The sequence below is a fragment of the Streptomyces sp. NPDC015131 genome (assembly GCF_043079975.1).
In the GTDB taxonomy this organism is placed as follows: Bacteria; Actinomycetota; Actinomycetes; order Streptomycetales; family Streptomycetaceae; genus Streptomyces.
Window position 1 is genome coordinate 247,361 of the sequence record NZ_JBIBVB010000007.1, and the last position, 14,542, is coordinate 261,902.

Annotated in this window: 7 protein-coding genes and 1 pseudogene; 7 read left to right on the forward strand and 1 reads right to left on the reverse strand. The window is 65.4% G+C overall.

Translation table 11 applies throughout. The annotated features are described in order from the left end of the window. Window positions 1–22: 22 nt before the first annotated feature. Together ACF08D_RS26795 and ACF08D_RS26800 are read left to right on the forward strand one after the other, a co-directional pair. A complete protein-coding gene (locus tag ACF08D_RS26795) occupies window positions 23–568 on the forward strand; it encodes a hypothetical protein (protein ID WP_392226014.1) in 546 nt (181 codons plus the stop codon). 609 nt (window positions 569–1,177) lie between these two features. Then, complete coding sequence (locus ACF08D_RS26800; RefSeq protein ID WP_392226015.1) at window positions 1,178–4,591, forward strand: hypothetical protein; 3,414 nt, start codon at window positions 1,178–1,180, stop codon at window positions 4,589–4,591. A 409-nt stretch (window positions 4,592–5,000) separates the two neighbouring features. Here ACF08D_RS26800 and ACF08D_RS26805 read toward each other — a convergent pair. Continuing rightward, window positions 5,001–5,272: pseudogene (locus tag ACF08D_RS26805) on the reverse strand (acetyl-coenzyme A synthetase); the annotation flags it as partial. A 25-nt stretch (window positions 5,273–5,297) separates the two neighbouring features. Here ACF08D_RS26805 and ACF08D_RS26810 point away from each other — a divergent pair. From ACF08D_RS26810 to ACF08D_RS26830, 5 genes are all read left to right on the forward strand, one after another. Next, window positions 5,298–6,245: a hypothetical protein gene (locus tag ACF08D_RS26810; RefSeq protein ID WP_392226380.1), complete on the forward strand. Its 948-nt coding sequence runs from the start codon at window positions 5,298–5,300 to the stop codon at window positions 6,243–6,245. 328 nt (window positions 6,246–6,573) lie between these two features. Then, on the forward strand, window positions 6,574–8,082 hold the full coding sequence (locus ACF08D_RS26815) for a hypothetical protein (RefSeq protein ID WP_392226017.1): 1,509 nt from the start codon (window positions 6,574–6,576) through the stop codon (window positions 8,080–8,082). Further along, window positions 8,079–8,897, forward strand: coding sequence for a hypothetical protein (locus tag ACF08D_RS26820; RefSeq protein ID WP_392226018.1), 819 nt, complete (start codon window positions 8,079–8,081; stop codon window positions 8,895–8,897). Before ACF08D_RS26815 ends, ACF08D_RS26820 begins: the two co-directional genes overlap by 4 nt. A 23-nt stretch (window positions 8,898–8,920) precedes the next feature. Then, window positions 8,921–13,381: a hypothetical protein gene (locus tag ACF08D_RS26825; protein WP_392226020.1), complete on the forward strand. Its 4,461-nt coding sequence runs from the start codon at window positions 8,921–8,923 to the stop codon at window positions 13,379–13,381. Continuing rightward, window positions 13,378–14,526 carry a Wadjet anti-phage system protein JetD domain-containing protein gene (locus ACF08D_RS26830; RefSeq protein ID WP_392226022.1) on the forward strand — a complete coding sequence of 383 codons (1,149 nt, stop codon included), beginning with the start codon at window positions 13,378–13,380 and terminating at the stop codon, window positions 14,524–14,526. The genes ACF08D_RS26825 and ACF08D_RS26830 overlap by 4 nt, the downstream gene beginning before the upstream one ends. Window positions 14,527–14,542: the final 16 nt, after the last annotated feature.

Below are 14,542 nucleotides of genomic sequence, written 5' to 3' on the forward strand. Positions count from 1 at the left end.
CAACCGGGGCCTCGACATCACATTGACCGACCAGCGCCCCGAGGTCGGACCACGAGCGGAACGGTTCCTCTTCCCGGGCGGTGCCAAGGACTTCGTCGCCTTCCTCGCGGCGCGGGCCGGGGCGTCCGACGCACCTCGGGTCCTCGGCTTCGAGCGGGAGGATCCGCGGATCGGCGGGTCCATCGAGGTTGCCCTGGCGTGGAGCCTCACCGCCCCGGGTGGCATCCACAGCTTCGCGAACGGCAGGCCCACCCCCGGGGGCGGGACGCACGTGGTGGGCTTCCGGCACGGGCTGGCGGCAGCGCTCGACACCTTCGCGCGCGAGCGGCGGCTGTCGACGGCGAGCGGCACCGCCATCGGGCCCGGCCGGTTCCGCGACGGCCTGACAGCGGTCGTCTCGGTGAAACTCGATCACCCCGAGTTCGAGGGTGCCACCCGCGGCATGCTGGGCAATGCCGGGGTGCGGGAAGCGGTCTCGTCGGCCGTACGGGAGCATGTGAGCACCTGGCTGCGAGCGGACCCAGGACTGGCCGCAACCGCCGTCGGCCGGATCACGGCCGCCGGATGACCGGCCGGGGCGGGAGCCAAAGCAGCGGCGGGTGTGACCGAGAACTTTAGTTGGCGAATCATGGACTGAGACGCGCAGGTCGGGAGTGCGTGGAGAATCCTTGTTGGCAAATCATGAGAGGCATAGTTGGCGAATCATGAGCTTGGATGCTCACTGTGAGTGAGCGACGGGGTGAGCCGGTTCCTCGTCGGCGATGCCGGGCGCATGGTGAACTCGATCCCGTAGGCGCCGGACGTTCGGGGTTGGGAAGAGGCGTCCGTTGTCAGTCCTGGGCGTTACCGTGACGCACGGAGGCGCTTGTTGCTGGTCGCAGTGATTTCTTCGGCTGCATCAAGGATCGTCCGCCAGCCCTAGGAGACGCGCATGACCGCTGCCCGCTTGACCGGTCGCCCTTGGCACGATGTAGATGGCCCCGTGCTTGTCGCGTCGGCAGCCGCTCTGCAGTTGATTCCTCAGAACATTCCGCGCCTTGTGAGGCTTCAGCGCCTTGCTGCCATCGGGGCGTGCCTCCCCAGCCGTCCGGATGCACCCCGGCTGTCACCCAGCAAGCTCCGAGCGCTGCTCAAGGATCCCCTGGTTAGCGGCTCTCAGATCCGTGCCCAAGAAGACTTGTACGACGACCTGTACACCGCCGAGGTTTCCTTCCACGGCGGGCCATGTCTCGTCGCGCAAGGACTGACATCACGGTGTGCTCACACCCTCGATCTCATGCTACAGAGCATCCTCGGGCCTGATGGACAGGCTGGATTGCCGGCGCAGTTCGTCAAGGAGACACAGTTGTGGGCGCACACGGCATTGAGGTTGAGCGACGCCATGCTGCGTCGGGCCGGGCTTCACCGGGGTATCGCTCCGCCGGAGCGACACAGTGACGAGGTGTTCGTTCCGGGAGAGAAGACCCTCACCGCCCTGCGGGAAGCCGTCCGCTATCGCTTCACGGACCTGTCTGACCTGCTGCCGGCCAGTTCCGCCGATCTCCTCGCTGGATGGGGTATCCGGCCAGGCGAGCACACGCTCACCACGGGACCAGGGCCGGACGATGGACTCGTAGTCAAACCTCTTCTCCTCATGGAAGATGGCTTGATCGTCGCAAATCCAGCCGAACTGGTTACGGCGCTGCGCCATGAACTCATCGTTCAAGCCGGGTTGCACGAATGCCGACCCCAGCTTGCGCGCCTACTGCGCGATCAGACGATGAGAGACACCAGCCGCCTTTTGACGTTGTGTGGTGCGGTCCCGACAGGGCCGGCTCAACAGGTGGGTGACGACCTGATCACCCGCCGCACCTTCACGTTCGCTGAGGACAAGATCCTCGACCTTGCCGTGGTCATGGATGACCTGTCCGACTACGACGAGACCAATCCGGCAGGTCACTGGCCCATCCGGGATCTTGGTCTGCGGGTGCAGAACGTCATTGACCCTGTCGGCCCGCCTCTTCCCGAGGACGCGTGCACTCTTCGCCTCATCATCAACGAAGGTGTGGGCCGATCCTCGTTCTTGGGACTCGCGGACCAGCGTCGCCCCGGCCCGGTCGTCGTGACCTCTCTCAGCGACCTTCAGGTCATGGCAGAGCTGGACGGCTCAGACCCCCTGTTCCTATGGCGGTTTGCGCAAGCGGAAACGGAGCTGCACGAGACGACCCATGTGCAGTCGTGGAGCGCGCTGGACAACTACGGGCTCTACCGGAACTGCGAGTACAGCTACTACGTGTCAGACGACACGAGACCTACGATGCTTCTCGTCGAACAGGACCACTCTCGAGCGCTGCGCGTTGAAGTTCAGCAACGCTACGACCGTCATGACGTTCCCAGCCCCCACAGGCCTGTCTACGTGCCGGTGGTCTCCGTATACGGCACGTCTACGGCGCCGATCTATCGACCTCTTCCAGACGTACCCGAGGTGGGGAGACTCGTCGAAGTCCCAGACGTAAATGTGTGGTTGGGTGCTGGCGACCATGAAGTTGCTGACGGGCTGAAGGATTTCCATCACCTGACGGTAGAAGCAGCAGCCTTCTGGACCTGGCAGATTTCTACCGCCCGTCCCGAGCTCTTGCCGCTAGCCGCGTCTACGGGCGAGCTGTACGTGAGCCTTTCCTTCGACGATCCCTCAGCGTGGCAGGCTGCGTTGGACGGCAATCCTGGTACAGAAAGTGCACGTCCCTGGGTCGGCGTCCGTGGCGCCGAACCTGGGCTCGTCGATCTGCGCCTCTACGCGGAGGGCTTGGCCAGCCTTCTCGCAGACGCAAATGGAGCCGACCGCATCGTGCTACGAGCCCTGCTTGAAGGCATCACGCAAACCGCCGGATTGGTGGACGAGGATCTTGACGCGCTCGTCGATCAACTGGCGCCCGAGGGTCCCAAACAGTTGTTGCATGTCGAACTGAACCCACGCCTTCCGCTGCGCCCCGGTCCGCTCCCTACGGCTCGACTGGTACAACCTGCCGCTTCCGCCATGGTTCTTGACGAACTGGGCCGGTACCTCGATAGCGCCGGTACGCCAGTGGGGACCATCCCCTCGGAGAAGCGTACCCAGGTTCTGCAGAAGGTCGTGGGGCACTACTTCACACTCATCGAGGATATGGTGGCCGGTCTGGCGGCCGAGGGGCTCGTCGAGTCGCTGATTTCGCGGCACGAAGCGCTCCTGTACGACGAGGCCTTCAATGACCAGATCCTCCCATCGCGCATCGCCTGCTTCGGAGAGGCAAGCCAGCCGGCCGAGAACCTTGTCAGGACCACCAAGCGCCAAGTGGAAGCTGCTCAGGCCAGCCGATTCCTCATCGAATACGTCGCTGCCCAACCTCCCAGTGGAGACTCGTCACTCACCCTGGACACGTACGACCACCTCATGGCGTTGTCTGCAGAACTCATCTCTCGTGCCACTCTCTCGGAAGCCATTCACCACGACTTCTCAGAGGCTCAACTTGCCTTGTTGGCCTCCGGTCGACTCGGTGTCTCCCGCGGCGACCAATACGAATCAGGCTCCAACGCGCTTGCTACAGCCCGAGCAGAGGCACTCCTGCTTGCAGCACCGACTCGTCATTCCCGCCGGGGATCCGAGCCCCAAGGGCCCACTGCACAGGTAGAAGAAGCAATGGTCGCCGAGTTCCGCTTCTCTCTCACCGACTTGTCCCAGGGTGTCGGCGAGGTCATCGCTCTGGGGGGTGAGCGCTGCCAGTCAGAGCCCTACACCCTTGCAGAGTCGGTTGTTGCCGATCACTTGTCCAGGACGCTGCACTGGGAACATGAGAAAGCGCAGACCTTCCTCGATCGGCTCACACTGCGTCCCCGCGCCAAGTTCCTTTCTGTCAACTCCGATGCGTGGCCGTGGCGCTACAACCGGGAATGGTCGTACGTTCGACGCCCGCTTATCCGTGTGGGCACAGGGGACGGCTCTCAACTCGTCTGGGGAGCCAGGCATACTTGGAGCAGTGGCTCGTATTGGGTCAATCTCATCTACTCCGGACGGTTGCGCAGCACGTCATCAGCGATGAAGAAACTGCTGGGAGTGATTCGGCAGGACGAGAACAAAGCCTTCGAAGCGCATGTCGTCGACACACTCAGGGCTGGAGGCTGTTCCCTCGCTGTCAGGGGTGTCTCCAAAATCGCGGGACGTAGACTCACGTCAGCCGAGGGTCACGATCTGGGCGACATCGATGCGCTTGGTATCAACGCGGCTAGACGCGTGATCATCGTTATCGAAGCCAAGGACTTCGAGATGTCACGTAATCCGACCGAAATGGCCAACGAAGCCGATGCTCTATTGCGCGGCGACAAAAGTGCTCTCTTCAAACTTGGTCGCCGCACAGAGTGGGTACGCCAAAACCTTGCGGCAACGTTGACTCACTTCCTTGGGGATCGCGATACCACCAGCTGGACTGTTACATCCGCCATCGTCACCAGCAGGGATCTCATGGCTCCCCGGGTGCTTGCCTCCAGCGTGCCAGTAGTCCCTATCGGCGAATTCGAGCAGTGGGTCGCCGCAGAGCTCGTTCGGGGTAAGCGAGGCAATGGGCGACGCCGCTCTTGATCTGGGCCCTTATGTGTGGGATCGAGGGGGCGCCGTCCAAGCGAACCAGCATGTGGCCGACGGTGCTGTCTGAGGTTCTTCCGGCGTGCGGTGGGTACTTCTATCGGATGGTCAGAGCGGGTTGTCGGTTTTTCAGGTGCGTTCGGCCGTCGCCTGGTCGGTGTGGTGCTTCCCTTCAAACTCGGTTGGCTGAGGTAGCCGAGCCGTTTCTGGCTGTGCCGGGAGTTGTAAGAGCCGTCCATCTACCCGAACAGCGCGATGCTCGCCTCGGTCGTTGATGAGACTCGTTGTATTTTCCCCACCCGGTGCTCACGGGTTCCCCAGACTTGCTCTCTTTGATTCCTCACCTGTGGGGCGCCGACTTGCGGACCTATGCCGCACGTCGAGGATCAATGAGGCGGAGGAGGCCCCGGCGAGGTTTGGGGATCAAGCCGATCTGCTGGGTCACGTGCTCGCGCAGCCCGGCCGTGGACGCGTCGGTCTCCTCCGTGGCGCCGGCAGGATGACGAAGGCGATGATGGCCTGGCCCGTGGTGGCGTCCGGGACGCCCGCCACGGCGGCTTCTGCGGCATCGGGGTGCGAGAGGAGCGCGGACTCCACCTCGGCGGTGGAGCTGCGGTGCCCAGAGACATTCATGACGTCGTCGATACAGCGGAGGACCCAGGTGTCGCTGTCCTCGTCGTAGCGGACGAAGTGGTGCCTTTCGTTGCTGGAGGCGGCGGACGGGGGCGCTGCCCAAACAGACCGCGTCGCGAGCACCGATTCCGGTGATCCAGATGAAAACGGCACGACACGCTTCCCGCCGGGCTGGGACGATGCCAAGGTGAAACTGATTTCGTCGCCCGTGATCGGGTGCGCGGCGGACATCGCGAAGGATGTCTTCTCCAAGGCCGAGCTGGAACTCCTCTTCATGAAGGCCGGCCTGGACGGCTTCATGCCGTCCGACTCGTACGGTAAGGCCGAACTGGTGGTCCGGACGGTTCGAGGCGCACAGCAACAGGCCGCCGACGCCGATCTGGCGGCCCGTAAGGCGCTCTACGAGTTCGTCCGCCTGGTCGCGGAGCGGACGGCGCCCGCCGAGGACGGGGATGTTCCTGCCGGTACCCCGTTCTGGCAGCTGCGGGAGGCACTCAGGTCGGATGGCTTGGACCTCGTCGCGGAGTACGAGACCACCGAGGAGATGTGGGGCAGGTCCAGGTCGCGGTTGCTTGGTGCGCGTCTCCTGCCTCTCGACGAGCCGCGCGCGCCGCTTAGTGACGAGATCACAGCGCTGGAGCACGAATTCGACCGGCTCGGGTTGACCGTCGCCAGGAACTGCTACCGCCAGGCCGTGGACAACCTGGTGGAGCAGCGTTTCGAGGCGGCGAACGGCCAGTTGAGAGCGATGTTCGAGGCTGTCGCCGTATACGTGGCCACTGCCCACGGATTTACCGCCACGATGCAGGGCGCGGGGGGTGCGGCCATTCGGTACCTCGTCGACCAGGGCCTGCTGCCCGACAACGACGGTGGCTCCTTCGTACGCGGCCTGTGGCAGATCACGCACACCAACGGACCGCATCCGGGCGCCTCGCACGCCGGCGAGGCACGCTTCCGCCTACAGGCTCTGACCGGTGTAGCCCGCTACCTGATCGACCGCTTCACACCGGTTCAGTAGGCCTTCAGGCCGATCTCCCGTCTCGCCTGTATCGACTCCCGCGTAGAACTTGGGCGTTGCGCAGCGGGAACGGGATGCCGAGGGCCTCGTGCATTGCGCCACTGAGCTCGCGGAACGGCAGGATGTTGGTCGCCCGTGGCGAGCCGTGTCACGAAGTCCGCCAGTCCTGCCACAGCTTCTAGGTCATCCGTCCAGCCGGAGACCAGGAGGTACCGGACCCACATCGGGACAGCGAGACGGCTCAGTCGTGTGGCGAATCTGAGGCGGGGGCGACATAGGCTGAGAAAACCCGAGTTCGGACTAGTCGTACAGGGCTAGTGTGTCAACTGTGCGAGACGAGACCTGGGAGCCTGCTGTCACGGTTGACGAAGGACTCAGCCGCAGAGCGAAGGCGTTGGCATGTACCGCCCCGTTGCACGAGCTCGACGCCCGTAAGGGCATGATCGAGTGGGCCGAGGCGAAGACCTATCTGATGGCGGAGATCGCTCTGTACACCATCGACCAGGTCGCGATCACCATGGACTTCGACACGGGCGCCAGTCACCAGCACATCGTGGACCGAGTCCAGCGGTTCGTCGCGCGGCAGGCGTCGCAGCGCCCAGCCAAGGAGCACGCACGGGTCACGGCCTGGGTACTGGAGAGTCTGATCAATGTCGGGGACGTGGATCGCGCGTTCCGCCGCCCGTACGGGGCAGTGGACGCCGACGGCGTCTACCGTGTGCGCACGTTCGACTTCAAGCTCATCGAGGAGCGCAGGGACGTCACGGGCAAGCTGTACCTGCGTGCCTCGCACGAGGCTCTGAACGTCCTGGTCGGCGCCCTGGACACCGACGTCGAGTCCGCCCAGGTCGCCGCCGAGGTGAAACTCGACAACCTGATCAGGCGGGGCCAGCTGGCAGACGCCAAGCAGATCGCCGAGCAGGCGCGTATCCGTACGATCCAGTACGGGGAGATGATCCGGGTCCAGTTGGACGCCACCAAGCGCAACGTGCAGGCGGTGGACTGGCAGGAGAAAGTCCCGAAACTACTCGACGACGCGCTCGCCCACGTCGAGGAACGGGTCAAGGCCGAGCGGGCGATCGCGAAGTACATGGCCGAGGCACGCGACGAGGCGGAGGAGCCCGTGCGCAAGAGTCGGGCAGCGGAACTCGTCGAAATCGTCGAGGACTGCGTACGACGCCACATCAAGCTCCACACCCACCTCATGGGAGCCCGGGACCTCTTCCGGGAGCAGCAGGATCGCCAGCAGTTCGCCGACACTCCCCAGCGCCAGACCCTCGACCTGTACGGCCACATCCTCACGCCTGCTCTCGACCTGCCGGTCACTGATGTCTCCGGATTAGCCGACCGATACTTCACGGATTCCTCGGGCCCGGTCGTCCGCGATCTTCCGGACCTGGCCACCCTCGTTCCCCTGCTGCTGCGCCCGGCACCGGAGCGCACGCGGTTCGCGGGAGAAGTCCTCGAACCCGACCTGGAGACGTTGGAAGAGCAGAAGCGCTTCACTAACCGCCAGTGGGAACAGGCCAACGCGCTCCTCGACCTGCCGGACGAAGTACGCACGCTGTCCGGTCTTCTAGACGAAGCGGCAGCACTCGACCCCGAGCTTCCCGAACTCGTAGCACTCCTGGCGTTGCACGCGTACGGTCCGCAAACCGGAACAGCCCTGCGCCGCGGAGATCCCCGGGTCTTGGTGGCCGTGCACGCCGGCGCCGACCTGGACAGCCAGGGCTTCGAAGGAGACGACCTGCTCCTCACCACGGCACGGCTCGTGGACCCGGCCACGGCCGACGGCCCGGAACCGACCACGAAGAACACCGGAGGCGACAACCGATGAGCGGGGTCCTCGGCACCTACAGCGAGCACGACGCGGAGGAGGCGGCACGGCTCGTCGGATACGGCCTTCGCCCCAGGCTGCGTCCGCACCGGGACGCCGACTACGCGGCTCTCGTCCGCCGCTATGACGAGGAACCGGCGTTCGAGCAACTCGTGAGAAGGAGCGCGGCAGGCCTCGGGCTGCGGGTCATCGGAATCACCCAGCGTGCCGGTGCCGTCTTCGGGGCTCTGCCGGGCTCGGTGTTCGAGACCAAACTCGATCACTACGCACGGCAGGCGCGCCAGGCCCATCAGCGAGAGGCAGAGCGGGTGCTGCACGGCATCGCCCACCTGGCCATCGCCGCCTGCTGTTTCCCGCGGCCCGAGGACCTCGCCGACGACGGCTATGTCGGCCAGGCCACGGTTCCGACGGTGGACCAACTGGTACGTCACGCATGCCAGGAACTATCCGAGCGTGTGGCCGGATCGGAGGAGAACAGCGACCCCATGACCGACGCCCTCGAACTGGAGCGTGCCTGGCGCGTGTACTTGCGCAGACCCGAGGCCGGCTCGACCAGCGACGGCCGCGTCGCCCCGCCGTCCACCGAGGCCATCGTGGGCAAGGCCCTTCGCTACCTGGTCGACCAGGGCATGTTGACCGAGACCGAGGACGACGAGCGCTCGGTCAAGGTTTACCGCACGACCAGCCGCTACCAACTTCAGGTCCGCGAACTGGCAGGCGTCCAGGCGTACGACGAGTTGCTGCGCCTAGGTGCCCCCGTGGGACCGGCTGCCGCAGGCATCGTGCGGGTCTCCGATTCCGGCACGCTGTACTGACGGGCTCGGGCATGGAAAACACGATGAACTACGAGCTCTCCCGGATCCGCCTCTGCTCGGTCGGCCCCGTGGGCGCACGGTTCCAGGATGTGACTCTGGACCTCAGCGGTGCCGGCCGTCCGGTCGCCCAGGAGCAGGCAGATCTGTTCGATTCCGTGACGCAAACACTGCGTCCGTCGCCCGCCAGCGTGCTCTTCCTCGAGAACGGCGGCGGCAAGTCCGTGCTTCTCAAGCTGGTGTTCTCGGTGCTGCTCCCGGGGCGGGGCCTCGTGAAGGGGGCCGACGACCCCCGCCTCCTCGACAACTACGTGCTGGCCCAGGACGTCTCACACGTCGCTCTCGAATGGACGCACGCGGTGAACGGCCGGTCCCTTGTCACCGGCAAGGCGATGGCGTGGAAGAACCAGACAGTCTCCAAGGCCGCGGACAACCTCCAGGAGGGGTGGTACTACTTCTACCCCACCGAGACGCTGGCCCTGGACACTCTGCCGATCACCGACGGCGGACGCCGCTATTTGTCCTTCGACTCCTACCGCAATGAACTGCTCGAACTCAGTGACGCGGACCCCCGTCTGGGGCTCGACTGGCCGAAGTCCCAAACCGACTGGACGGAGCGTCTGGCGAAGGTCGGCATCGATTCCGAACTCTTCCGCTACCAGCGGGTGATGAACAAGGGCGAGGGTGAGGTGGTACGCGCGTTCGACCTCGACTCGGACGCGAGCTTCGTCGACTTCCTGCTCAAAGCCGTGATCAAGCAGGACAGCCTGACCGAGTTGGCCAAGCTGGTGTCCCAGCACCTGGACAAGCTCGCCCGGAGGCGGAGCCTGTTGCTGGAGCAGGAGTTCGTGGAGCACACAGTCGAACTCCACGGACCGCTAATCGAGACGTCACGCGCGGAGGCCGAAGCACGGAAGCACGTCCAGCAGGCCGAGGAGGGCTTGGTGAAGTTCGCCGGGCAGCTCAAGCGTCGCGTCCAGGACGACGACACCCGCCTGGGGAAACTGGAGCAGGAGGCGACCCGTCTCGCACGGGAACGGGACGACGCCGCGCGCTTGGCCAAGCGGTGGAGCGCGACCGTGGCCGAGCAGCGACTCAGCCTTGCCGCGATGCGTCTGGAGGAGGCCAGGGCTCTTGTCGCACGGGCGTCCACTGAGCGGGACGATGCCAACGCCCTGACAGCAGGATGGCAGGCGACAGCCGTCGTACTGCGCCACCAGGAGAAGACCGGCGAGGCGACCCGGCTGCGTGAGCTGGTCAACGCAGGCGAGGAACAGGCCCGCCCTGCCTTCGAGGCGCGTGAGCAGGCCGCCAGGGCATTTGCCGCCGGGCTCTCGGCCCTCGTCCGCAAAGCCGGAACCCGGGCACGCGATGAAGAGGAGGCGGCGCGTCAACGTGACGAGGCCGAGGCGAAAGTCCGCGGCGAGCGAGAGGAGTCGCTCAAGGCTTCGACCGCAGCGGAGGCCGAGCGGCAGAGCCTCGTCCAGCGTATGGAGGCGGTCCGTGCAGACGCCCAGCAGGCCGTGGCCGACGGACTGGCAGCCGACACGGAGGCGCTGCCGCAGGCCGCCCAGGACGCACAGCACGCTCTCGAAGCCGCACGCAAAAAGGTCGACGCGCTGGCAGAGGAGGCGGAAGCGCTCGCCGAAGAACACCTCGAGGTCCAGCGGCTCCTGGACGACGCGAAGGAGAACGAGGGGAAGGCACGTCAGTCTGCCGAACGCCTCCAGGACAGGCTGGAACAGGCCACGGGTCCCAAGACGGCACTGGAATCCGAGCCACGGCTGACCGAGCTCCTCGACGGCGAACGAGTCGACCTCGACCAGGACGCGCACCTCCTGGTCGAGCGTCTTGCCGGAGCGATCGCCGAAGCCGAACGGGAACACGTTGCGCTGCGGATCGAGGACGCCCGCGACGAGCAAGACCGGCTGGCCCTGGCCGATGGGCGGCTGCTGCCTCCGCCGGCCGTCGTGACCGAAGCCTGCCGGATCCTGAGGGACCGGCAGATCGACGCCTGGCCGGGCTGGGAACATCTTGCGGACTCCCCCCAGCACAAGCGCGAGGAGTTCATAGCCAGGGCTCCCCATCTCGTCAGTGGCGTCCTGCTGAACTCCGGTGGTGATGTGAGTGAGGCCCGTGACATCCTCGCCGCGCTGACACCCCAGCCCACCGCTTACGTGGCCGTGGGCACCAGCGAGGCACTCGAATCCCTACAGGCCGGGCAACCGGACGGCGTTGCGTTCACGCTCCCCTTCCATCCCGCGCTGTACGACCACGACGCAGCCGAAACCGAACACCGGGCCGTTGAGGAGCGGTGCTCCCAACGGATACAGCGCCTCGCCGAGGTCGTGGCCTCCAAACGCAGGGACGAGGAACTCAGGCACCGGATCGCCACATGGCGGGAGAGCTACCCGCCTGGTGCCGTCGCAGCCCTATCCGAAAGGGCTGCTGTGGCCGGCGAGGATCTCGCCACGGCGGAGAAACTCACAGCCGACCGACGGCGCGGCGTCACCGACCTGGTCAAGCGGCAGACACAAAACCGGACAGCGCAACGCACGGCCGCGAGCGGGCGGGACCGTCTGACGGCGGTGAGCGGCAGACTCGACGACATCGCCCAACGACTGGCCCAGATCCCGGGATGGTCAGACCTGGCCCGTGCCGCCGAAGTACGACGAGATCAGCAGAACGAAGCGGCTGACCAAGCCCTGATTGCCGCGGACGAACACCGCCGTCTGGCGAAAGAACACAGGAACACAGCCGGTGAACAACTCCAAATCAAGGAAGAAGCGCTCAAGGAACGGGCGGCACTGCCCGGCGCGCAGGGTGTCCCTGAGGAGGCGGATGCTCCACACGAGCCCATTGCTCTGCTGCGTAACACCTACAAGACCGCATCCGACAACTACGAGAAAGCCAATGTGCCGGACGAGTTGCGCCGAAGTCTCATCCGGGCGGAGGCGGAGGAGACGGAGGCCAGCGACGAGTACTCCACGCTGGACGATGCTCCTCGTGAGCAGGCCCACCGACTCCTGCTGACTCCGGAGGCCTCCGACGCGACCACCCGCGCACAAGCCCTACGGCGCGCGGGCCGTAGGCAGAAGGCGGCCGAAGAGGCGGTCGGGAAGGCCCAACTCGCCCAAGGACAGCAGGAGAACGCCCTGAAAGAACGCGGGAGCGAATTCCGGGTGTTCGTTTCGGAGAGCGTTGCCCCCATGCCCCTGGAGCGGCAGCCCCGCGACATCACCGCATGTCAGGAAGCGGTCGAGGAAGCCCGGTCGAAGCAGTCGGCCGCCGCGGACGCGGAGGCTTCGGTGGCCTCCGTGCACACAGCGGCCGTCCTGGCATGGGAGGCGGCGAAGGACACCGCCAAGGAGTTCACCATCCTGGCGGAAACCCTCGCGGCTCTCACTCCCGAGGAAGCCGCCGACGAGCCGTTCACGGATGACGCCGCTGCGGCACGCCACGAGCACCGCCGATTCGACCATGCCAGGAACACAGCCCGGGACGATCTGGCCAGACATGAGCGGAATCTGCGCAAGGCAATCGAGAGGCTGAAGAAGCACGCGGGCGCCGACAAGTACGACTCCCTGAACATCCCCGTCCGTCGCCAGATCCTGATCCTCCCGCCCGAGGAACTGACCGCCCAGGCACGCGGCTGGAACATCCCCCTCACCTCGCGGCTGCGGAGCCTCACCGACGACCTGAACCAGATCAGCAGACACCGGCAAGTGATCATCGATCACCTCAAGGGCGAGGTCGACAAGGCCTTGGCCGTCCTGCGGTCGGCACAGCGCCTGTCCGCGCTACCGCGCTCCCTCGCTGAATGGGCCGGGCAGGAATTCATCCAGTTCAACTTCGACAGGCTCAGCGACGAACTACTCACGGCCCACTTGGGACAGGTGGTCGACGAGGCTGCCGCCGGCGTCACCAGCGACGGACGCAAGACGCGGCGCGACGGTCTCTCCCTGCTGCTGCGTGGCGTGCACACAGCCGTCCCCAAGGGATTCCGGGTGTACATACTCAAGCCCGACAAGGTCCTGCGAAGGGAGCGCGTACGGGTGTCCAAGGTCAAGGAGATCTTCTCCGGCGGCCAGGAACTCACTGCCGCCATCCTCCTGTACTGCACGATGGCGGCCTTGCGAGCCAACACCAAGGGCCGCAGACGCGACCGCCACGCAGGCGTCCTCTTCCTCGACAACCCCATCGGACGGGCCAACGCCGACTACCTGCTCGACCTGCAACGATCGGTGGCGGAGGCGCTCGGAGTCCAACTCGTTTACACCACAGGACTCTTCGACGAGAACGCACTGGGACGGTTCCCCCTGATCATCCGGCTGCGGAACGACGCCGACCTGAGGGCCGCGCGCAAGTATCTGGTCGTGGACGAACTAATCCGCAACCACCTCGACCGTCTCCCTCCCACGGACGGCACCGGACGTCTGTCCGCCGCCAGGGTCTTCACCCGCGACGCGGAAGGTGCCGGAGAATGACGCGGGAGACACCGACTAACGCGACCGCACTGCGCCGACGGGAACGTGAACTCCTCGCGCTCCTGCGACAGTGGGCCAAGGACAACAAGCGCAGAGCCGACACCAAGACGCAGATACCGCTGGACGCCGTACTGAAGGCCTTCCGGGCCATCCGCAACCGCAATCCCGAAGGAGAGTTCGAGCCGGCGGTGCTCGACGGCTGTCTGAAAGTCCTCGAACAGAATGGTCTGATCAAGGCTTTCCAGAACAGGACTCCCGAGACGGTATCCCTGCCGGTCAGTATTTGGCTCCTGCCCGAGGACCGTCCCGTCCGTACCGAAGAACCGATGCCACGCTGGCATCACGAACTGAGCTGGCTCGCCCGAGAATGGCAGCGAGCCACTCCCAAGCAGCGGACCGCCTACACAGCCCTCAACCTGTGGCGCAAGAGTGACCCGGACCTGTTCGCCGTACCGATCCGCGAGCGCGCCCTGGAGATCTTCGGCACCTTCGGTTCCGAGGCAGACTTCCCCATGCCCGAGAAGACCTTCGACGAGCTGAAGTCCGGGCCCCTTTTCTCCGATCCGGACCGGCTCGACGAGGTCATCCGAACCTTCCGGCCGCCCCCACCGCTGCTCACGGAAACCTTCCCCCTGGAGGAAACGGATGGCCGGTACTGGCGGGTCGGCACCGGTGACGTCCTGCTCGTTGTCGAGAACTCGACCACTTGGTGGTCCCTCGTCAAGTGCCTTCCCGAACAGCACCGCCTTGGATATGTCGCGTGGGGACTGGGCGGCACCTTCCGAGCCTCAGTCCGGGCCATCACCGCGGAGCACCGCATCTCGGAGATCCGCTACTTCGGCGACCTGGACCTCAGCGGTGTACGCATCCCGCTGAAGGCCTCCCACACGGCATCGCAGCTCGGTCTGCCCGCCGTGCAGCCAACCGAAAAGCTGTACGAAGTGCTATTGGACCTGGGGCGGCCCCGTAACGCCAAGGAGGCTCCGGCCAATGCGGCGGAGGCCACACAACTGGCGAGCTGGCTTCCCGCACGCCACCGCGCGGACACCGTGGGACTTCTCATGGAAGGCAAACGACTCGCTCAGGAATGGGTGGGATATCGCTACCTGCAACGAAATACAGATTGGTACGCGGATGTTCGCTGACGGATCTGGACCCTGC